Genomic DNA, 19,899 nt, shown 5'->3' on the forward strand with positions numbered 1-19,899 from the left:
TCTTCATCCCTGCACTCTTTATCTTAGCTCAGACCTCGATTCCGGATTACTGGCCGCAGGTTAACGTGAGGAAGTAGCCGGTGTGTCGAAATAGTTGAATCCCAACCGACTTAACAAGCGATCCAACAGATTACTTGGCAACCGGGACTGCTCACAAGGCGGCCCCGATAGTGGAGCGAGAAACCATGGAATGTCTGACTGCGAGAAAATATAACGTATCTGGCCGGATGCTGGGTCTGGCTATCGCCCTTGTGGTGTTGTTAACCGGCTGCGAGGCACAGGGCGATGAGGCGATGACCATGCCTCCACCGCCTGAGGTGGATGTTGCGGAGGTTTTGGTGGAACCGGTCACGCTTTGGGAGTCCTTCACCGGCCGGGTAACGTCACCGGAAACAGTGGAACTGCGTCCGCGGGTCAGTGGTTACATCAACGAGGTGGCCTTTGAGGAAGGTGAACTGGTTCAAGCCGGTGATCTGTTGTTCCAGATCGACCCCCGGCCGTACAAAGCCCGAGAGCAGGCGGCCCGTGCAGAACTGGCGTTGGCCAGCAGCCAATTGGAACTGGCCCGGAGCGAAGCTGGCCGGGCGAAGACGCTACTGGAAGGCCGCGCTATTTCCCGGGAGGAGTACGACCAGCGCAAGGCCGCGATGATAAGCGCCCAGGCTAGGGTAAAGGCCGCCCAGGCTGCATTGGACAGTGCCGAGCTGGACCTGCAGTACACCCGGGTAACCGCACCGGTCAGCGGTCGTGCCGGGCGGGCATTGGTCACTCGTGGCAACCTGGCCAACGCGGACCAGAGCCTGCTGACCACCGTGGTATCGGTGGACCCGGTGCACGTCTATTTCGAGGCGGATGAAGCATCCGCATTCAGCAGCCAGCAACTGCTTGCGAATAGCCAGCCCCCCGGCGTTCGCATCTCGCTTGGTGGCGATGAAGGCAGCCAGTACCGGGGCAAGCTGGATTTCGTCGATAACCACCTGAACCCGGGAACAGGCACCCTGCAGTATCGTGCGGTGCTCGCCAATCCGGACGGCCTGATCAGGCCTGGTCAGTTTGCCCGTGTGGAAATGCCTGTGGCCGAGCTGGATAGTGCATTGCTGGTGAACCGCACGGCGGTATTGACCGACCAGGACCGTCGCTACGTCTATGTGGTGGATGAGAACAACCGTGTTGCGCCCCGGCATGTGATCACTGGCCGCCAGGTGAACGATCTTCTGGTGATTCGCGACGGTCTAAACCGCGGTGACCTGGTGATAATCAACGGCGTACAGAAGGTGTTTGGTGCTGGTATGGAAGTCAATCCGCAACGGGTCGCCATGAGGGAATCCGCACGGGACGGGGGCGCGATTGCCGTTGCTCAGGAGGTGTCGAAATGAATGTCTCCCGTTTCTTTGTGGACCGGCCGATATTCGCAGCGGTGCTGTCCATCATCATTTTTGCCATCGGGTTGATTTCGATCCCCAATCTGCCGGTCAGCGAGTACCCAGAAGTGGTGCCGCCATCCGTTGTGGTGCGCACTGTCTATCCCGGCGCCAACCCCAAGGAGATTGCAGAAACCGTGGCCACGCCGCTGGAAGAAGCCGTCAGCGGTGTCGAGGACATGATGTACTTCAAGTCTGTGGCTGGCTCGGACGGCGTGCTGCAGATGACGGTTACCTTCCGGCCCGGCACCGACGCCGAGGAAGCCACCGTGCGGGTGCAGAACCGTGTCAGCCAGGCGCTGGCCCGGCTGCCGGAAGAGGTGCGGCGCCAGGGCGTGACCACGCAAAAGCAGTCGCCCACTTTTCTGATGGTGGTTCACCTGACGTCACCGAACGGCACCTACGATACCCTGTACCTGCGCAATTACGCCCGGCTGCACGTGCGGGATCGGCTGGCGCGTATAGGGGGGGTCGGGGACGCGCAGATCTTCGGGGGAGGTGACTACGCCATGCGTGCCTGGCTGGATCCGGAACGGATTGCGGCCCGGGGCCTGACCGCCAGCGACGTGGTCCGTGCCATGCGCGAACAGAATGTGCAGGTGTCCGCCGGCCAGATCGGCGCCGAGCCGGTGCCGGACAGCGACTTCCTCACCCTGATCAATGCTCAAGGCCGGCTGGAAACTGTGGAAGAGTTCGGTGACATCGTGCTTAAGCGCGGCGACAACGGCGAGCTCCTGAAGCTGGACGACGTGGCCCGGCTGGAGATGGGAGCTGGCGATTACACCCTGCGCTCCCAGCTTGATGGCAAGGATGCCGTGGCAATCGGTATCTTCCAGTCACCCGGAGCAAACGCCCTGAATATCCGCGATGAAGTCATCGCTACCATGGACGAGATGGCCACCCGTTTCCCGGAAGGCGTGGCGTACGAAGCGGTCTATGACACCACCATCTTCGTCAGCGACTCCATCAAGGCGGTGGTCGCTACCCTGCTGGAAGCGGTATTGCTGGTAGTGCTGGTGGTCACTCTGTTCCTGCAGACCTGGCGGGCGTCCATTATCCCGTTGCTGGCGGTGCCCGTGTCGGTTATTGGCACGTTTGGCGCGCTTTACCTGCTGGGGTACTCAATCAATACGCTGACCCTGTTCGGGCTGGTACTGGCCATCGGTATCGTGGTGGACGACGCCATCGTGGTAGTGGAGAACGTCGAACGCAATATTGAAGATGGCCGGAGCCCGCTGGCGGCGGCTCACCAGGCTATGAAAGAAGTCTCCGGCCCGATCATCGCCATCGGCCTGGTGCTGTGCGCAGTGTTTATACCCATGGCCTTCCTGTCCGGTGTCACCGGCCAATTCTACCGCCAGTTCGCGGTGACCATCGCCATTTCCACGGTGATCTCAACCATCAACTCGCTGACCCTGTCACCGGCACTGGCGGCCATGCTGCTCAAGCCCCATGGCGGTCCCAAAGACCGGTTACAGCGGACCATCGATGTTCTGTTTGGCTGGCTGTTCCGGCCCTTCAACCGGTTCTTCAACGCCAGCGCGGAGAATTACCAAGGTGGCGTGTCCCGCTCCCTGCGCCGGCGCGGTGCGGTGTTTGTGGTGTATGCCTTGCTCCTGACAGGCACCGGGTTGATGTTCAAGGCGGTACCGCCGGGCTTCATCCCCATCCAGGACAAGCTGTATCTGATAGCGGGCGTGAAACTGCCGGAAGGGGCTTCCCTGGAGCGCACCGACCAATTACTGCAGCAGGTGACCAGTATCGCCATGGAGACCGAGGGCGTGGCCAACGCTGTGGCTTTCCCCGGCCTTAACGCGTTGCAGTTCACCAACACCTCCAACACTGGCGTGGTGTTTTTTCCCCTTAAGCCGTTTGACGAGCGCAGTCTGAGTGCGGCTGAAATCAACGCCCGCATCAGCCAGCAAATCGCCGGGTTGAAGGAAGGTTTTGCGTTCTCCTTCATGCCGCCCCCGATTCTGGGCCTGGGCAATGGTTCCGGCTACCAGTTGTTTATTGAAGACCGGGGTAACCTGGGCTACGGTGCGCTGCAGAACGCGGTGTACCAGTTCCAGGGTGCCATTGCCCAGACACCGGGCATGGGATACCCCATCAGCAGCTACCAGGCAAATGTGCCGCAACTGGATGCGGAAGTGGACCGACTCAAGGCCAAGGCCCAGGGCGTGCCACTGACAGAGCTGTTCGATACCCTGCAGACCTATCTGGGCTCCACCTACGTCAACGACTTCAACCGCTTTGGGCGTACCTGGCAGGTAATCGCCCAGGCTGATGCTCCCTATCGCGACAGCGTGGAGGACATAGCCCGCCTGCGCACCCGCAATGAGCAGGGCGAGATGGTGCCCATCGGCTCCATGGTGGACATCCGCCAGAGCTTCGGGCCAGACCCGGTACTTCGCTACAATGGCTACCCCGCAGCGGACCTCGCGGGGGAGGCAGACCCACGGGTACTGTCCTCGGCCCAGGCCATGGACACCCTGACCGCACTAGCGGATAAAACGCTGCCCGCTGGTATGGCGTTCGAGTGGACTGACCTAAGCTACCAGCAGGCCACCCAGGGCAACGCTGCACTGGTGGTGTTCCCGCTGGCCATCCTGCTGGTGTTCCTGGTGCTGGCGGCGCTGTATGAGAGCTGGACGCTGCCGCTGGCGGTGATTCTCATTGTGCCCATGTGCATGCTCTCGGCCCTGATCGGTGTGTGGTTTGGTGGCGGCGACAACAACATCTTCGTCCAGGTGGGCCTGGTGGTGTTGATTGGCCTGGCCTGCAAGAATGCCATCCTGATCGTGGAATTTGCTCGCGAACTGGAACTTCAGGGCCGAAGTATTGTGGAGGCGGCGCTGGAAGCCTGCCGGTTGCGGCTGCGGCCCATTATCATGACCTCTATTACCTTCACTGCGGCGGTGGTTCCCCTGGTGCTCGCCACTGGTGCAGGCGCAGAGATTCGCCAAGCCCTGGGCACAGCGGTGTTTGCCGGCATGATTGGGGTCACCCTGTTTGGCCTGTTCCTCACGCCCGTGTTCTATGTGGCGCTGCGTAAGCTTTCCGGCAGCCATCGCCTGAAGAGTCACCATACATCTACCCTGATCTGCGACGATGACCAGGGTGAGGCTGCACTGCCGGGAGGTAGCCATGCTTAAAGCAATCAGCATGATCGGAGCGCTGGCCCTGTTGGCGGGTTGCGCTGTGGGGCCGGATTACCAGCCCCCGGTGACACCGGAACCGGAGGCCTTCTCGGAAGGGCGGAAAATGATTGCGGGGGATAGCGGCCAGCAACGCTTCTGGCAGGGGTTTGATGATCCACTGCTGGCGCAGCTGATCGACCAGACCCTGATCGCCAACCATACCCTGGAAGCAGCGGTAGCCCGCTACGAGCGCGCGGCGGCCCTGTTGTACGGCGCCGAGAGGGAACAATGGCCCAGCATAACCGCCAGTGCCTCTGCCGCTGAGCAGTACCTGGCGGATATTGAGCAATCGCCCCCGGGGGCAGGACCTGAGCGGGTGCAGCGTTTCCAGGCTGGCCTAGCCGCCAGTTGGGAACTGGACCTTTTCGGGCGGCTGCGACGCGCCACGGAGGCCCAAAGAGCGGAGCTGGAAGCCGCTGGCGCTGATTTCGGTGCCGTGCAGGTGGCGCTGACGGGGCAAATGGCCAGCAGCTACTTTGAGCTGAGGGGACTGCAGCAACAGTTACAGGTGGCCAGGCAAAGCGTGGCATTGCAACAACAGTCCCTGGATATCGTGGAAGTCCGGGTACAAGCCGGACGTGGTACCGAGTTTGACCAGGTGCGTGCCCGTGCTCAACTGGAACGAACCCGCGCCGAACTGCCTACCTTACAAGCGGGAATCCGGGCGGCCATGCATCGCATTGCCATACTCACCGGCCAGCCTCCGATGGCGCTGGTGGAAACGCTGTCACCCCAGCGTGCACTGCCAGAAACCCTGCCGGTGATCCCCGTGGACAGCCCCGGGGATGTGCTGCGCCGCCGGCCGGACATTGCGGCTGCGGAACGCCGCCTGGCTGCTGCCACTGCCCGCATTGGCATTGCCGCCGCAGACCTGTTTCCCCGCTTTACCTTCAGTGGGCTGATCGGGTCCGTTGCGGCAGACACCAGCGACCTGTTCAGTGGCTCCGCGGAAACCCGGCGTGTGGCACTAGGTATCGATTGGACCTTCCTGGACCATGGCAAGGTCAAAGCGCGTATAGAGGCCGCGGGAGCCGACAGCCGTGCGGCACTGGCCAATTACCAGCAAACCGTACTGGAAGCACTGGAAGAAGCAGAGACACGGCTGGTGCGTTACCAGCGTGCGCAACAGCGGGAAGAGCGGCTTGAACGGGCGATGAACAACGCGGAGAAAGCCGTGAAGCTGGCCCGGGCTCGCTATGAAGAAGGGTTTATTGGCTACTTCGAGGTACTGGCGGCGGAACAGGAGTTTACCACCACCCGGGATGCCGCTGTTCGCAGCCGCACGGCGGTGACCCTGGCGATGGTGGACGTCTACCGGGCGCTGGTGGGCGCCCCCGACCACCGGCCCGGTGGAAACGCCACGTAAGCGAGCCCCTATTTGTGTTTGATGTTGGCGGGACGCGTGGACAAAGAAATGACTATTGCCTGTTGAATCCGAGAAGGCTCGTAGGTGTTATTGGTCAGGAGCACAACACATTGCCCCTTGCTGGATTGGCGGGCACGGTACTGTGACAGATGAGCAAAAGACACAACAGTCTCCATGCTTGGGCTTCAGTAAACTACGACAAGATTCACACTCGTAAAAGTACTGGCAGGAATCAGTAGGCAAGGTTTCTGTTTTCTGGTGGCCACAGTTTGGGCATTTGATCGTCGATTCCAGAACGATATCGACCATAATCATGCTTTCTTGGATGGTGTGAATTTTCGCCCAAAACCCATTAGACTAAATCCCACACGGAAGATAGGCAGGCCAACAACGTCCGACACACGCGTTGGTTTGAAGGTGTGCAGCGGCGAAAAGTCGGTCGCTTTACTGCCGTTGGTAATGCCCTGTGCCCGATTCCTGCCCCGGAGTTCCAGGGGCGCCTCTTACTGAAATCAACGCGCTCAAAATTGAGAAAGCGCCATACTCTAAGAGCAGGGCGCTTTTTCTGGTAAAGGCGGGCTTATGCTTTTGGCCCGGCTTCCACAATCGCGTCTGCCACATCGAACTTCTTGAAGTTCTCCACGAACTGGGCAATCAGCTCCTGGGCCTTGCCGTCGTAGTAGTCCGGACTTACCCAGGTATTACGTGGGTTCAACAGCTCGGTATCCACACCCGGAACGCGTTTTGGAACGTCCAGGTTCAGGGTAGGCAGATGCTCGGTTGCCACATCATCAAGATCACCGTTCTGGATCGCGGCGATGATGGCGCGGGTCGTGGGGATGCTGAAACGCTCGCCTTCACCGTAGGGACCACCAGTCCAGCCTGTATTTACCAGGAATACCTTGCTGCCAAACTCGTCCATGCGCTTCATCAACAGCTCGGCGTAAACGCCGGCCGGGCGCGGGAAGAAAGGGGCACCGAAGCAGGTGGAGAAGGTGGACTTCAGCTTGGAGGACGAGCCCATCTCGGTGGAGCCGACCAGCGCGGTATAACCACTCAGGAAGTGATAGGCCGCACCTTCACGGCTCAGGATCGACACAGGCGGCAATACACCAGTCATGTCACAGGTCAGGAACACGATGTGCGAGGGTTCACCGGCACGGTTCTCGATCACCCGTTTCTCGACGTGCTCGAGCGGGTAAGCGCAGCGGGAGTTTTCGGTGAGGGAAACGTCGGTGTAATCCGGCTCGCGGGTCTCCGGATCGATCATCACGTTTTCGACGATGGCGCCGAATCGGATGGCGTTCCAGATGATCGGTTCGTTCTTCTGGGAGAGGTCGATACACTTGGCGTAGCAGCCGCCCTCAATATTGAACACAGTGCCCGGGCCCCAGCCATGCTCGTCATCGCCGATCAGGAAACGGTGCGGGTCAGCAGAGAGGGTGGTCTTGCCAGTGCCGGACAGGCCGAAGAACAGGCAGGTCTCGCCGTCTTCGCCAACATTGGCGGAGCAGTGCATCGGCAGCACGTCTTTTTCCGGCAACAGGAAGTTCTGCACGGAGAACATGGCTTTTTTCATCTCACCGGCGTAATGCATGCCCGCCAGAAGAACCTTGCGCTTGGCAAAGTTGATCATGACGCAGCCGTCGCTGTTGGTGCCGTCCCGCTCGGGTACGCACTCGAAGTCGGCGGCATTCAGGATCTGCCATTCCTGCTTGTCGGCCGGGTTGTAACTGTCCGGGCGGATAAACAGGTTGCGGCCGAACAGGTTCTGCCAGGCGGTTTCGGTGGTCATTTTCACCGGCAGATAGTGTTCGGGGTCGGAGCCGACGTGAACGTGGGACACAAAACGGTCTTTTTCGGCGATGTAGGCTTCAACACGGTCCCAGAGGGCGTCGAACTTTTCGGCGTCAAAAGGACGGTTGATCGGACCCCAATGGATGTCGTCAGAGGTACTTGGCTCCTCGACAATGTAACGGTCCATAGGAGACCGGCCAGTGCGATCACCGGTTCTTACAACCAGGGAACCGTTGGAAGCCAGCTGGCCTTCGCCACGTGCCAGTGCCACCTCGACCAGTCGTGCTGTACTCAGATCATTATAAGTGTTGCTCACTTCGACCTCGCCCTCGGGATGTCTTAGTGATTGCTCAGGCCGCCCCCAAAAATTGACGGAAATCTGAGCAATCGGGTCAATTCAGGCGCGCTATTATGCCAGAGACGCCGGTAAAAAACGACTGCCCGGGAAGCCTTGCTATCAGTGGCTTCCCGGCGAATTCAGAAGAGCTTCTAGTGTAACGTATGACCGGTGAAAAGATGATCAATATCATTTCTATCGAAGCGATAGTGAGCATGACAGAACTGGCAGTCCATTTCGATTGAACCCTGTTCATCTAAAATACTGTAGCACTCATCACTGCCAATGGCCTCCAGCGCGCCGAGGGTACGTTCCCTGGAGCAGCTGCAACGGAAGGCGACCGGTTCCGCATCGAACAGGCGCACGGTCTCCTCGTGGAACAGGCGGTGCAGGAGAGTTTCGCTGTCCAGTTCCAGAAGCTCGGAGGCCTCTACTGTCCGGGCGAGATGGTTGACCCGGTCCCACAGATCGTCATCTTCTTCTGTAGCGCCCGGCAGCCGCTGCAGCATCAGGCCGGCGGCGGCATTTTCATCAGCAAACAGGAACAGACTGGTGGGAATCTGTTCCGAGCGTTCGAAATATTCTTCCAGACAGCCACCGAGGGTGTCCTGTTCCCGTGGTACCACACCCTGATAACGGTTGCCCTTGTTCGGGGTAATTGTGATGGCCATACGGCCCTCGCCCAAAAGGGCATGGAAGCTCTCTTCGCTCACGGCGTGCTCGTCAAAGCGGGCCAGCCCCCGGATATGGCGGTCGTGGCTGCACTCCGCCATCAGCGTGCGCAAGGGGCCTTCCCCCTGGGCCTGGATCGACAGGGTGCCCTCAAATTTCAGGGTGCTGCTCATCAGAATACTGGCTGCCAGGGTTTCTCCCAGCAGGCTTCGAACGGTGTCTGGGTAGGGCGCCTGGCTGCCGATTTCCCGATAGCTGTCTCCCAGTTGTACCCAGGCTCCCCGCACCTGGCTGTGCTCGAAGATAAAACGTTGGAACTGGTCGCGGGATGCCATGATATGTCTCCTGAAAACTGAATGCCGGTCTTGGCAGTGATGATCCCGTCAATACGCGCGGGAGTGCATGGAAGGGTTCAGATACCGTTTTGCTCGCGGAAACGCTGAATATCGCGGCGATCCTTTTTGGAGGGACGCCTGGCCGGAGGAAGCTGAGCCGCCTGCATGGTTTTACGCTGCCAGGCCATTTCCTCGCGTTTTTTTACGCTTTCTTCGGTTTCGTGATACAGCTTCTGGGCTTCCGGTGCACCACGGCGCCGGTCGCTGATGTCGTCAACGATGATGACCATCTCCTGCCAGCCCAGGCGAAGGGTCAGTTTGGCGCCGGTCTCCACCAGTCTTCCGGGTTTGCAGCGCTGGCTGTTGTAATGAACCTTGCCGCCCTCAATCGCTTCCTTGGCCAGGGCCCGGGTCTTGTAGAAGCGAGCAGCCCAAAGCCATTTGTCGAGCCTAATCCGTTGGTCGTCAGGGGTTGATGCCGTCATATCTCCTCACCTGATGGGCTTGTAATCCGATTATAACCCTGTCATCGGACGGATGGCAGGGGTGAGCGCTGGCGCAGGGCCGGGAGGATTTCGTCGAAGTGGTGGATGCAGGGTATTTCCGGGTGCCGTGCCCGGGCCTGTTGCTGGCTGTCCGGCGCCAGTACCGCAAGACATTGCGCAATGCCGGCACTTCGGGCGCTCTCCAGCACCGGGAAGCTGTCGTCCACCATCAGGGTAGTTTCGGCCCGGTAAGGCGCCAGTCCGTGAAGATCGTGCCAGAATTCGGGATCTTCCTTGGGTTTTCCAAGCTGGTGGCTGGAAACAATGTCATCAACCCGGGCTGCAAGCCCGGTACGCCGGAGTTTCAGGGCCAGGGGGTCCGGGTGGCAGTTGGTGACAATCACCGAGCGAAGGCCGGATGCCCGAAGGGCGTCAAGGAAATCAGTCACGTGGGGCCGGTAACCGATCCGGTCGCCGATTTCCGCTTTCAGGCCGGTGATGTCCAGGGAAAGCCGCTCACTCCAGTAGTCGGTGCAATACCAATTCAGGGAGCCGCGTTCGGCCATGATCATCGGGATCAGCCGGTCTTTGGCCTCCTGGGGATGAAGGTCATATTGCTCGGCGTAGCGCGCAGGCAGGTGCTCGAGCCAGAAGTGGTTATCAAAATGCAGATCCAGCAGTGTTCCGTCCATGTCGAGGAACACCGTTTCGAGAGAAGACCAGTCAACCATATACAAAAACAGCCTGAAGATTTTTCTTCAGGCTGCCGGAGATCGCTCGCCGGGGCAAGCCGTGATAGTACGGAGGCTGTCCCGGAAAACCGGATCAGTTGTCGGTCTGTTCAACCGTTTCCGGTTTGACCCCGGTGCGGGTGCAGCCCAGACAACGAACAAAGGTGGCTCGGGCCGGGCCCATGACCAGCACTTCACCCGCTTCGTCGGCGTTACCGCCCAGCAGGGAGAAGGGCAGTGACACGAGGTATACGGCGCTGCCCACGATGGTGGTTGCCAGCAGGACCGGACGGGCAAAAATGGCGTCTCCGGTCATGGCCAGGGCCGATGGCTTCTCATCAACGGCACGGGCGTGGCCAACCGCCGAAAATGCCAGCAGGCAGGCTGCCACTGTGGCCACCAGGGTGCGGGGAATCTTGCGGGTCATCGTACTGTCTCCTGAGCTTCTGGCCCTTGTCGATGCTGTGTTCAGGGGAAATCAGCATCCCGATCGCATCGTGTGAATACGACCCTATTGTAAACGGTGGGCATTAATTCTCTGTTAACTATGAATCATATTTGCGTATTTTCAAACGATTTTTCGTTGCGGATTGTGCATTTTCGTTAGCGTTCAGCGCTGACAGCGGGGGCAATACACCGTGGCACGGTTGTTCATGCGAATTTCTTTTAGCGGGGTTTCGCATTCCTTACAGGGTTCTCCGCCACGGCCATACACCAGCAGGGACTGGGCAAAGTAGCCCGGCTTGCCGTCGCTGTTGACGAAATCCCTCAGGGTGGTACCGCCCATCAGGATGGCTGCGCTGAGGGTCTCCCGAATGGCCTCGGCCAGCCGGTGATAGCGGTCCAGGCTGATGCGACCCGCCTTGCGCCGGGGGTGTATGCCCGACTTGAACAGGGCTTCATTGGCGTAGATGTTGCCAACGCCCACCACCACGTGATTGTCCATGATGAAGGACTTCACTGGCGTGTTTTTGCCTCGGGAGCGCCGGAACAGCACTGCACCGTTGAATTCCGGCGCCAGAGGTTCCGGCCCCAGGTGGCTGATCAGGGGGTGCTCTGTGACGGAGTGCGCCCAGAGCCAGCAGCCAAAGCGCCGGGGATCGTTGAAGCGCAGGATGACACCGGATTGTAGAGCCAGGTCGATATGGTCATGGGCCATAGGTGGGGTGTCATCGGTAATGATCCGGAGGCTGCCGGACATGCCCAAGTGAACAATCACCGTTCCCTGGTCCATGTTGAGGAATAAATATTTTGCACGCCGGTCTATACTTCTTATGACTTGAGCCCTGAGTCTCTCGCCCAGATCCGCCGGAACCGGCCACCTCAGGCTGCCGTTTCGCACAGTAACACCAACGATGGTCTGGCCTTCGCAATGGGGCGCAATGCCGCGGCGGGTGGTTTCGACTTCAGGCAGTTCGGGCAAGGGTGATTCTCCGCAGGAAAAGGCACAAGTTTAATCAGTAACAATTTTGCAGCCAAATGCTGTTGTTGTGGCTTACAGCTGTACGCTAAAGTGAAGAAGTTGGCCTTGCGCCATAGATGATGATTTTGAGGATTTACTATGTGGTTTAATGGTCTTCTTGACCTGTCGGTGATGCAACTCGTTCTGGTTACGCTTGGAATGACCCACATCACGATTGTCAGTGTAACGCTCTACCTGCATCGCCATTCGGCGCACAACTCGCTGGATCTGCATCCGGCCCTGAAACACTTTTTCCGGTTCTGGCTGTGGCTGACCACCGCCCAGAACACGAAGGAATGGACAGCCATTCACCGCAAACACCACGCCAAATGCGAAACCGAGGAAGATCCTCACAGCCCGGTGGTGTTGGGTATCCGCAAGGTCCTGTTCGAGGGTGCCGAACTTTATGCCGAGTCGGCAACGGCGGAGACCCTTGAGCGATATGGCCAGCGCACCCCGGAAGACTGGGTCGAGCGTAAGGTTTACAGCCGGTATCGGATGCTGGGTATCACACTGATGGCGGTCATCAATCTGGCGCTGTTCGGTGTTCATGGCATCTGGATCTGGGCGGTGCAGATGATGTGGATCCCGGTATGGGCGGCTGGCGTGGTGAATGGTATCGGCCACTGGATGGGTTATCGCAACTATGAATGTGCCGATAACGCCCGGAACATCTCACCCCTCGGGCTGCTGATCGGTGGCGAAGAGCTGCATAACAACCATCACACCTATCCGAACTCCTCCAAGCTGTCCCGGCGCTGGTTCGAAGTGGACATAGGCTGGGGCTATATCCGGCTATTCCAGTTGTTCGGGCTGGCGAAGCCGAAAGGGTTCCGCCCGATTGCCCATCATGTGCCCGGTAAGATCGATGTTGACGTGGAAACCGTTCAGGCCATTGCCAATAACCGGTTTGATATCATGCGTCAGTACCGCAAGCGGGTGATGGAGCCCGTGCTGCGCCAGCAGAAGGCGCTTATGGACGATGAAATCCGTCCCAGGTACCGGAAGCTCAAGCATTTGCTGTCTCGTGAAGTCACACTGATTCAGCCCAAGGAAAAAGAAACCCTGGAGACGGTGCTGGAACGTAACGCCGTGCTGCGCCAGATCTACGAGAAGAGTCATGAGTTACAGGCACTCTGGCGCCAGCGGGGGCTCAAGCCCCAGGATAAGCTTAACGCCCTGATGGAGTGGTGCCGGGAAGCGGAAGCCAGTGGTATCCGTTATCTGGAAGAGTTTGCCGAGCACCTACGGGCCTACTCCCTGCGGCCCGCGGGCTGATCAGGCTCACGAGTTCGACAAGACCTGTGAACTGGGGGTCAGATGAAAGCTTTCATCTGACCCCTTTTTCATTCCGCCCCGGTCATTACCCGAAACAGGGAATAGGTCACCTGACCAGCGCTTTTCTGGCGATGTAACTGCCAGGTGGCTGGTACGACCGGGGTCGGGATTTCACTTTCGTGTTCCACGTACACCCAACCCCCTGGCATGATCCATTCCTGCTGGTCAAGGAGCGGGAACAGTCTTTCAAGCCAGCCCTGTCGGAACGGCGGATCCATGAACACAATGTCGAACGGTGGCCGGCTCCGCTGTTTCAGGTAGTTTTCAACGCCTGCACAGACCACTTCACCGCCGTTGGATTTCAACAGCCTGAGGTTGTCCCTTAATGCCGTGGCCAATGCCGGAGTGTGGTCCACCAGTGTGACCGTGGCAGCGCCCCGGGAAAGTGCCTCCAGACCCAAGGCGCCGGAGCCGGCAAACAGATCCAGGCAATCACTGCCGGCAAGGTGAAAGGAGAGCCAGTTGAACAGGGTTTCCCGGGTTCGGGCCGGTGTCGGCCGAACGCCGCCAGCGTCCGGAAAGCGCAGTTTCCGGCTGCGCCAGTCGCCGCCTATGATGCGCAGCTCGCCGGTCCCGGCCTCGTTCCGGGATGAAGCAGGGCCGGACCTTCGTTGTGGTTTGCCTGGTTGGCTCCGGTTTGCGGGGTTTCGGCGCGCCATGTTTGCAGCTCCAGAGGCGGGTCTGATTCGGAATATCTGGTGGCATGGTAACGGAAACCGACGCTGGCGCGATAATCCGGCCAGGCCTCACTTCACCGGGACAGTCTGCTAGAATGTCGGCTTTATTTGTCCCGCCCATTCAGACTGATGGTATGACTTTATGACGGCAGAGTGGATTTCAATCGGCCTCCTGGCCCTTCTTGTGCTCGTATTTGTTCTGGATATTGCTGGTAACCGAAGCCGCGCGCCCCGGCCCAAACCGGTTCCGCAACGTAAGCCGGAAGTTGCGAAGGGGCCGGCACCTGAGCCGGTCGAGAGCGAAGCGCCAGCTGCCGTCGAGACACCCGCCAGGCCAGAGCCAGTTCCGGAGCCCGAAGCAGTTCCCGAACCGGAGAAAATGCCGGAACCTGAACCTCAGGTCAGTGTGTTCGAGCGCATTCGGCAGGGCCTGGGCAAAACCCGGGCGAACCTGACCGGCGGCCTGTCGGACCTCTTCTCGCTGAGCAAGAAAATTGACGAAGATCTGCTGGAGGAAATCGAGACCACACTCTTGATGGCCGATGTCGGCGTCACCGCTACCTCCGAAATTATCGATTCCCTGACCGACAAGCTTGAGCGCAATCAGCTCAAGGACGGTGAGGCCCTGCGCAAGGCTCTCAGGGATGAGCTGCACGGTCTGCTGAAAGATGTGACCAAGCCCTTGGAAGTGGATGCCGGCAAGACACCCTATGTGATTCTGATGGTGGGTGTTAACGGGGTGGGTAAAACCACGACCATTGGCAAGCTCACCAAAAAATTCCTGAACGAGGGTAAATCGGTGATGCTGGCGGCAGGTGATACTTTCCGAGCGGCCGCCGTTGAGCAGCTGCAGGTGTGGGGGGAGCGTAATAACGTGCCGGTGGTGGCGCAACATACCGGTGCTGACAGTGCTTCGGTAATTTTTGACGGCATTCAGTCCGCCAAGTCTCGTGGGGTGGACGTTCTGATTGCCGATACCGCCGGGCGGTTGCAGAACAAGGACAACCTGATGAGCGAGCTGGAGAAGGTTGTCCGGGTGATGAAAAAGCTGGATGAAACCGCGCCGCACGAGGTGATGCTGGTGCTGGATGCCGGCACCGGCCAGAACGCTCTGAGCCAGGCCCAGGTGTTCCAGCAGGCCGTCGGTGTGAGCGGCATTACCTTAACGAAACTGGACGGCACCGCCAAAGGCGGTATTGTGTTCGCCATTGCCCGTCAGTTGCAGCTGCCCATCCGCTTTATCGGGGTCGGTGAGCAGGTGGACGACCTGCGCAGTTTCGACGCTGAAACCTTTGTGGATGCACTGTTTGACGAATAGCCCGGAGTTAAACGCAGCGGTAGCCGTTCATGATTGAGTTTCGTCAGGTCACCAAGCGATACGACAGTGATCACACCGCCCTGCGCCAGGTCAATTTTGGCCTGGAGCGCGGTGAGCTGGCGTTCCTCACCGGCCATTCCGGTGCCGGTAAAAGCACCCTTCTGAAACTGATTATGGTGATGGAGCGTCCTACTGCCGGCGAAGTGATCGTTGGCGGGCAGGTACTGAACCGTTTGCCCCGCCGCCAGATCCCTTACATTCGCCGCCACATCGGCGTGGTGTTCCAGAACCATCAACTGCTGTTTGACCGCACGGTTTTTGACAATGTGGCCATGCCCCTGGAAGTCATGGGGGCATCCCCACGGGACACCGGGCGTCGAGTCCGTGCCGCCCTGGATAAGGTTGGATTGCTGAACAAGGAAAAAATGAATCCGATGCAGCTCTCCGGTGGTGAGCAACAGAGGGTGGGTATTGCCCGGGCAGTGGTTAACAAGCCCCCGGTACTGCTGGCGGATGAGCCCACTGGTAACCTTGACCCCGCGCTGTCTTCAGACATCATGAATCTCTTTGGTCAGTTCAGCCAGGTGGGTGTCACTGTACTGATTGCCACCCACGATATTGCCCTGATCAACGAAATGGGGCGGCGGACCCTGACGCTTGATCACGGTCGCCTTACAGCCGCTGGCGCGCCGGATACGGGAGGTGTGAGTGGCCACTGACCCCCGTCGAAAGCCGGAGCAGTCCCGTGGAGCCAACAGGGCTCGCTCGGCATGGCGCGAGCAGGCGGAAAGCTACCTGACCCATCACCGAAAGGTGGCCCGGGACAGCGCCCAGCGCCTATGGCATACGCCGGTTGCCAGCCTGATGACCTGGACAGTCATGGGGGTGGCGCTGGCGCTGCCGGTCGCGCTGCTATTGTTGCTGACCAGTCTTCAGGGTGTGAGTGCTGGCTGGGAGAGCAGTGCGCGGGTGACGGCCTATATTGACCTGGACGTGCCCCTTGAACAGGCCCGCGAGCTCCGTGGCGAGATGGCAGCAGATGGCCGGGTCGCCAGTGTTGAACTGGTGGACCGCGATCAGGCGCTGAAAGAGTTCAGGGCATCGTCCGGGCTTGAAGATGCCCTGGATTACCTGGAAGAAAACCCCTTGCCGCACACGCTGCTGGTGACGCCGGAGGAAAGCGCCCGTTCTGCCGAAGGCGTGGAAGCTCTGGTCCGGTTTATGGAGGGGATGGAAGGCGTCGAGCGGGTTCAGGTGGATCTGGGCTGGTTGCAGCGCCTGAATGCCATGACCGATCTGTTGGCCCGGGCTGTGTGGGCGCTGGCTATCCTGCTTGCGGCTGCGGTGGTGCTGGTGATAGGTAATACTGTGCGGCTATCAATCGAGAGCCGGCGGGATGAAATTCTCGTCGCCAAACTGGTGGGCGGTACCGACGGCTTCGTTCGCAGGCCCTTTCTCTACACCGGCGCCTGGTTTGGTCTGGGTGGAGGGGTAGTTGCACTGATATTGTTGCAGCTCTCCTTGTGGTGGCTCAGTGGGCCCATAGAGCGGCTGGCAGGCCTGTACCGGAGCGATTTCTCGCTCAACGGACTGAACTTTGATGGTGCCCTGGCGTTGATTATTGTAGCGATGCTGCTAGGCTGGCTTGGCGCCTGGGTCGCGGTGAAGCGTCATCTGGATGACATGGAACCGGGCGATATTGCCGGAGGATAATGATCCGGATAGCGGGAAAACCGTATTGTGGAAACAGCTTCCGCTGACGTAGTGTCAAAGTCAGCAGAGCCACGGTGAATTTCCCAGATGGTTGATTAATAACGTTTTACTGGGAAGTTCGGGAACTTTTAAGGTTCTTGGCGGTCTAAGTAGTCATTGATATATTCAAGGACCGTCGGGTTCGGAGGTTAAAGCATGGGTACGAATTTACAGCTGGTTGACAGACTGGTTCCGGGCGCGAATCTCGAGGCGTACATTCAGGCTGCGAGTCGCATTCCGGTGCTCACAGCGGATGAAGAGCGGGAGCTGGCTGAGCGGCTCCATTACGAGGACGACGTAGACGCAGCCCGTTATCTGGTTATGTCACATCTGCGCTTCGTGATCCACATTGCCCGGAGTTACTCCGGGTACGGTCTGGCCCAGGCCGACCTTATCCAGGAAGGTAACGTTGGTCTGATGAAAGCGGTCAAGCGCTTCAACCCGGAATACGGGGTTCGGCTGGTGTCGTTTGCCGTGCACTGGATCAAGGCCGAGATTCACGAGTTCATTCTGCGCAATTGGCGGATTGTGAAAGTGGCTACCACCAAGGCCCAGCGCAAGCTGTTCTTCAATCTGCGCAGCCAGAAGAAGAAGCTGGCCTGGCTGAGCCATGATGAGTTGAACGCCGTTGCGGAAGATCTGGGTGTCGCGCCCAAGGTGGTCCGGGAAATGGAAGGCCGGTTGGCCTCCCATGACACGGCGTTCGATGGTCCGATGGATGATGATGAGGATAACGCCTATCAGGCGCCTGCTTATTATCTGGAAGACACCCGTAGTAATCCGGCTACCCAGCTGGAGAATTCCAACTGGTCAGAGGATTCCAACGGCCGCTTGATGCAGGCCCTCGAGCAGCTGGATGAGCGTAGTCAGGATATTCTGCGCGAGCGCTGGTTGTCGGAAAGCAAGTCGACGCTGCATGAGTTGGCCGACAGGTACGGCGTTTCTGCGGAGCGGATTCGCCAGCTTGAGAAGAATGCGATGAAGAAGATTCGCGTGCAGATGTCTGAGGCCGCCTGATTTATTGGCCGGACTTTACAGACTACGCGATGAAAAACGCCACCACCGGTTCCGGTTGGTGGCGTTTTTGTTTGTATAATCGGAAACTAAACCTTGGGGGTAGAAGCGATTGGGTGGGTCTTTCCAAAACACGCTGTGAATACGTCCATGTATGCTCGGCTCCGCCATCCATGGCTCCGCACGGTTTTGGAAAGACCCACCCAATCCCTTCCCTGACTTCTGGTGTTAAGGCCCTAATAAATGACCAAAGAACTTCCTCATATCGCTTTTCTTGGTATCGGTCTGATGGGCGCGCCCATGACCCGCAATCTCTTGAAGGCCGGATTTCCGATGACCTTGTGGAACCGGACCACCAGCAAGTGTGAACCGTTTTCCTCCGAGGCAACCATTGCAAAATCTCCGGCAGAGGCGGTTGCCGATGCTGACGTGGTGATCACCATGCTCGAGAACAGCGATGTGGTGGAACAGGTGATGGTGGCCCAGGGTGCGATTGATGCCTTGAAGCCGGGGGCGCTGGTGATTGATATGAGTTCTGTCCAGCCCTCCGTGGCTCGTCGTCATGCTTCGCTTGTGGCGGAGCAGGGGGCGGGGTATTTGGACGCGCCGGTCTCCGGGGGTACTGTGGGCGCAGCTGAGGCGCGTCTGAGCATCATGGTCGGGGGTTCGAAGGAGGACGTTGATCGGGCCCGGCCGGTGTTTGAGGCGCTGGGCAAATGCACGAGGATTGGTCCTGTGGGGTCTGGCCAACTGGCCAAGTTGGCCAACCAGGCGATTGTCGGAATTACGATCGGGGCCGTGTCCGAGGCACTGTTGCTGGCGGCCAAGGGCGGGGCTGATCCGGCGGCGGTTCGGGAGGCCTTGCTGGGTGGCTTTGCCGGTAGCCGGATTCTGGAATTGCACGGTCAGCGGATGATTGACCGGGATTTTGCACCCGGTGCCCCGGCCCGGATTCAGCTCAAGGACATGCGGATGATTCTGGATGAGGCCCGCGCGGAGGGTTTGACACTGCCGCTGGCCCAGCAGACCCATAATGAATATCTGTCGCTGGTGGCCAATGGTCACAGTGATGTTGACCACAGCGGCCTGCTGCTGGAGCTGGAGCACCTGAACGGTGCTTTGCTTGGCTCGCTCGGCCGCGGCCCTAAGGAGTAACGACGCCATGCCCCGTTTTGCTGCCAACCTGTCCATGCTGTTCACCGAAGTGGATTTCCCCGAGCGCTTTGCCATGGCCCGGGCTGCCGGGTTTGAGGGGGTTGAGTATCTGTTTCCCTATGCCTACCCGAAAGACATGCTCAGTCAGATGCTGAGCGACAATCAGTTGACTCAGGTGCTGTTCAACCTGCCACCGGGTGACTGGGATGCCGGAGAGCGTGGCATTGCCTGCCTGCCAGACCGGGTGGAGGAGTTTCAGGCGGGTGTGGATCAGGCCATCGAATATGCCAGGGCATTGGGTTGCCGGCAGCTGAACTGCCTGGCAGGGCTTAAGCCGGCTGGCCTGTCGGAGGAAATTGCATGGCAGACGCTGGTGGAGAACGTGACCTGGGCAGCCGATAAGCTGGCAGAGGAGAATATAACTCTATGCCTGGAAGCCATAAATTCGCGGGTGGATATGCCGGATTTCTTTCTGGATACCTCCGGCAAGGTGCTGGCGCTGATTGAGGAGGTGGACGCAGACAACGTTCGCCTGCAGTATGACCTGTACCATATGCAGATCATGGAAGGGGATCTGGTGCGCTCGATGGAGTGCCTGTTACCGTGGATTGGCCACATTCAGTTTGCGGATAATCCCGGGCGCCACGAACCCGGCACCGGGGAGATTAACTTTTCGAATGTTTTTGCAGCCATCGATCGCATGGGTTATGAAGGCTGGGTTGGTGCCGAGTACCGGCCCTCAGCCGCTACGGGGGACAGCCTCGGCTGGTTCGTGGGTCAGGGGTGACCGTCGCCATAGGCGACACCCTCTTACAAGATCGTAACTGGCCGGCTTCCCA

Annotated in this window: 18 protein-coding genes; 10 read left to right on the top strand and 8 right to left on the bottom strand. The window is 59.2% G+C overall.

Annotated features, from left to right (window positions below):
- Window positions 1–185 precede the first annotated feature (185 nt).
- The 3 genes from CLH62_RS12380 to CLH62_RS12390 are packed head-to-tail and all read left to right on the top strand — an operon-like array spanning window position 186 to window position 5,987.
- On the top strand, window positions 186–1,376 hold the full coding sequence (locus CLH62_RS12380) for an efflux RND transporter periplasmic adaptor subunit (RefSeq protein ID WP_099618862.1): 1,191 nt from the start codon (window positions 186–188) through the stop codon (window positions 1,374–1,376).
- On the top strand, window positions 1,373–4,576 hold the full coding sequence (locus tag CLH62_RS12385; RefSeq protein WP_099618450.1) for an efflux RND transporter permease subunit: 3,204 nt from the start codon (window positions 1,373–1,375) through the stop codon (window positions 4,574–4,576). The genes CLH62_RS12380 and CLH62_RS12385 overlap by 4 nt, the downstream gene beginning before the upstream one ends.
- Window positions 4,569–5,987 carry an efflux transporter outer membrane subunit gene (locus CLH62_RS12390; RefSeq protein ID WP_099618451.1) on the top strand — a complete coding sequence of 473 codons (1,419 nt, stop codon included), beginning with the start codon at window positions 4,569–4,571 and terminating at the stop codon, window positions 5,985–5,987. Before CLH62_RS12385 ends, CLH62_RS12390 begins: the two co-directional genes overlap by 8 nt.
- Window positions 5,988–6,074: 87 nt before the next feature.
- On the opposite strand, the gene CLH62_RS21425 is transcribed toward CLH62_RS12390, so the two are convergent.
- The 7 genes from CLH62_RS21425 to mutM form a co-directional block, all read right to left on the bottom strand.
- On the bottom strand, window positions 6,075–6,302 hold the full coding sequence (locus CLH62_RS21425) for a GDCCVxC domain-containing (seleno)protein (protein WP_456085523.1): 228 nt from the start codon (window positions 6,300–6,302) through the stop codon (window positions 6,075–6,077).
- A 265-nt stretch (window positions 6,303–6,567) separates the two neighbouring features.
- Window positions 6,568–8,100 (bottom strand): phosphoenolpyruvate carboxykinase, encoded by a 1,533-nt coding sequence (locus CLH62_RS12400; RefSeq protein ID WP_099618453.1) that lies wholly within the window; start codon window positions 8,098–8,100, stop codon window positions 6,568–6,570.
- Window positions 8,101–8,273: 173 nt separating this feature from the next.
- Window positions 8,274–9,128, bottom strand: a complete 855-nt coding sequence (gene hslO / locus CLH62_RS12405) for an Hsp33 family molecular chaperone HslO (protein ID WP_099618454.1) — start codon at window positions 9,126–9,128, stop codon at window positions 8,274–8,276.
- Between the two features lie 77 nt (window positions 9,129–9,205).
- On the bottom strand, window positions 9,206–9,613 hold the full coding sequence (gene hslR, locus CLH62_RS12410) for a ribosome-associated heat shock protein Hsp15 (protein ID WP_099618455.1): 408 nt from the start codon (window positions 9,611–9,613) through the stop codon (window positions 9,206–9,208).
- 41 nt (window positions 9,614–9,654) lie between these two features.
- On the bottom strand, window positions 9,655–10,344 hold the full coding sequence (gene yrfG / locus CLH62_RS12415) for a GMP/IMP nucleotidase (protein WP_099618456.1): 690 nt from the start codon (window positions 10,342–10,344) through the stop codon (window positions 9,655–9,657).
- A gap of 94 nt (window positions 10,345–10,438) precedes the next feature.
- Window positions 10,439–10,771, bottom strand: a complete 333-nt coding sequence (locus CLH62_RS12420) for a hypothetical protein (RefSeq protein WP_099618457.1) — start codon at window positions 10,769–10,771, stop codon at window positions 10,439–10,441.
- Window positions 10,772–10,954: 183 nt separating this feature from the next.
- A complete protein-coding gene (gene mutM / locus CLH62_RS12425; protein ID WP_099618458.1) occupies window positions 10,955–11,767 on the bottom strand; it encodes a bifunctional DNA-formamidopyrimidine glycosylase/DNA-(apurinic or apyrimidinic site) lyase in 813 nt (270 codons plus the stop codon).
- Window positions 11,768–11,905: 138 nt separating this feature from the next.
- Here mutM and CLH62_RS12430 point away from each other — a divergent pair, with 138 nt between their 5' ends.
- Entirely contained in the window at window positions 11,906–13,084 is a 1,179-nt protein-coding gene (locus CLH62_RS12430) for a DesA family fatty acid desaturase (RefSeq protein WP_099618459.1), read from the top strand.
- A gap of 68 nt (window positions 13,085–13,152) precedes the next feature.
- On the opposite strand, the gene rsmD is transcribed toward CLH62_RS12430, so the two are convergent.
- A complete protein-coding gene (gene rsmD, locus CLH62_RS12435) occupies window positions 13,153–13,803 on the bottom strand; it encodes a 16S rRNA (guanine(966)-N(2))-methyltransferase RsmD (protein ID WP_099618460.1) in 651 nt (216 codons plus the stop codon).
- 160 nt (window positions 13,804–13,963) lie between these two features.
- On the opposite strand from rsmD, the gene ftsY reads away from it, so the two are divergent.
- The 6 genes from ftsY (at window position 13,964) to hyi (ending at window position 19,847) form a co-directional block, all read left to right on the top strand.
- On the top strand, window positions 13,964–15,139 hold the full coding sequence (gene ftsY, locus CLH62_RS12440) for a signal recognition particle-docking protein FtsY (RefSeq protein WP_099618461.1): 1,176 nt from the start codon (window positions 13,964–13,966) through the stop codon (window positions 15,137–15,139).
- A gap of 29 nt (window positions 15,140–15,168) precedes the next feature.
- Window positions 15,169–15,858, top strand: a complete 690-nt coding sequence (gene ftsE, locus CLH62_RS12445) for a cell division ATP-binding protein FtsE (RefSeq protein ID WP_099618462.1) — start codon at window positions 15,169–15,171, stop codon at window positions 15,856–15,858.
- Complete coding sequence (ftsX, locus tag CLH62_RS12450) at window positions 15,848–16,852, top strand: permease-like cell division protein FtsX (RefSeq protein ID WP_099618463.1); 1,005 nt, start codon at window positions 15,848–15,850, stop codon at window positions 16,850–16,852. Before ftsE ends, ftsX begins: the two co-directional genes overlap by 11 nt.
- Window positions 16,853–17,047: 195 nt before the next feature.
- Entirely contained in the window at window positions 17,048–17,908 is an 861-nt protein-coding gene (gene rpoH, locus CLH62_RS12455) for an RNA polymerase sigma factor RpoH (RefSeq protein ID WP_099618464.1), read from the top strand.
- Window positions 17,909–18,148: 240 nt separating this feature from the next.
- Window positions 18,149–19,060 carry an NAD(P)-dependent oxidoreductase gene (locus CLH62_RS12460; RefSeq protein ID WP_099618465.1) on the top strand — a complete coding sequence of 304 codons (912 nt, stop codon included), beginning with the start codon at window positions 18,149–18,151 and terminating at the stop codon, window positions 19,058–19,060.
- A gap of 7 nt (window positions 19,061–19,067) precedes the next feature.
- Window positions 19,068–19,847 carry a hydroxypyruvate isomerase gene (hyi, locus tag CLH62_RS12465; protein WP_099618466.1) on the top strand — a complete coding sequence of 260 codons (780 nt, stop codon included), beginning with the start codon at window positions 19,068–19,070 and terminating at the stop codon, window positions 19,845–19,847.
- The last annotated feature ends 52 nt before the right edge of the window (window positions 19,848–19,899 follow it).

It is taken from the genome of Marinobacter guineae (assembly GCF_002744735.1).
GTDB lineage: Bacteria > Pseudomonadota > Gammaproteobacteria > Pseudomonadales > Oleiphilaceae > Marinobacter > Marinobacter guineae.

What these genes read in the sequence shown, in the direction of transcription:
- ftsE (WP_099618462.1), top strand. Translation starts at nt 15,169, where the DNA reads ATGATTGAGTTTCGTCAGGTCACCAAGCGATACGACAGTGATCACACC.
- rsmD (WP_099618460.1), bottom strand. Translation starts at nt 13,803, where the DNA reads ATGGCGCGCCGAAACCCCGCAAACCGGAGCCAACCAGGCAAACCACAA.
- hyi (WP_099618466.1), top strand. Translation starts at nt 19,068, where the DNA reads ATGCCCCGTTTTGCTGCCAACCTGTCCATGCTGTTCACCGAAGTGGAT.
- rpoH (WP_099618464.1), top strand. Translation starts at nt 17,048, where the DNA reads ATGGGTACGAATTTACAGCTGGTTGACAGACTGGTTCCGGGCGCGAAT.
- CLH62_RS12460 (WP_099618465.1), top strand. Translation starts at nt 18,149, where the DNA reads ATGACCAAAGAACTTCCTCATATCGCTTTTCTTGGTATCGGTCTGATG.
- hslR (WP_099618455.1), bottom strand. Translation starts at nt 9,613, where the DNA reads ATGACGGCATCAACCCCTGACGACCAACGGATTAGGCTCGACAAATGG.
- CLH62_RS12430 (WP_099618459.1), top strand. Translation starts at nt 11,906, where the DNA reads ATGTGGTTTAATGGTCTTCTTGACCTGTCGGTGATGCAACTCGTTCTG.
- CLH62_RS12380 (WP_099618862.1), top strand. Translation starts at nt 186, where the DNA reads ATGGAATGTCTGACTGCGAGAAAATATAACGTATCTGGCCGGATGCTG.
- CLH62_RS12385 (WP_099618450.1), top strand. Translation starts at nt 1,373, where the DNA reads ATGAATGTCTCCCGTTTCTTTGTGGACCGGCCGATATTCGCAGCGGTG.
- ftsY (WP_099618461.1), top strand. Translation starts at nt 13,964, where the DNA reads ATGACGGCAGAGTGGATTTCAATCGGCCTCCTGGCCCTTCTTGTGCTC.
- CLH62_RS12420 (WP_099618457.1), bottom strand. Translation starts at nt 10,771, where the DNA reads ATGACCCGCAAGATTCCCCGCACCCTGGTGGCCACAGTGGCAGCCTGC.
- yrfG (WP_099618456.1), bottom strand. Translation starts at nt 10,344, where the DNA reads ATGGTTGACTGGTCTTCTCTCGAAACGGTGTTCCTCGACATGGACGGA.
- hslO (WP_099618454.1), bottom strand. Translation starts at nt 9,128, where the DNA reads ATGGCATCCCGCGACCAGTTCCAACGTTTTATCTTCGAGCACAGCCAG.
- CLH62_RS12390 (WP_099618451.1), top strand. Translation starts at nt 4,569, where the DNA reads ATGCTTAAAGCAATCAGCATGATCGGAGCGCTGGCCCTGTTGGCGGGT.
- CLH62_RS21425 (WP_456085523.1), bottom strand. Translation starts at nt 6,302, where the DNA reads ATGATTATGGTCGATATCGTTCTGGAATCGACGATCAAATGCCCAAAC.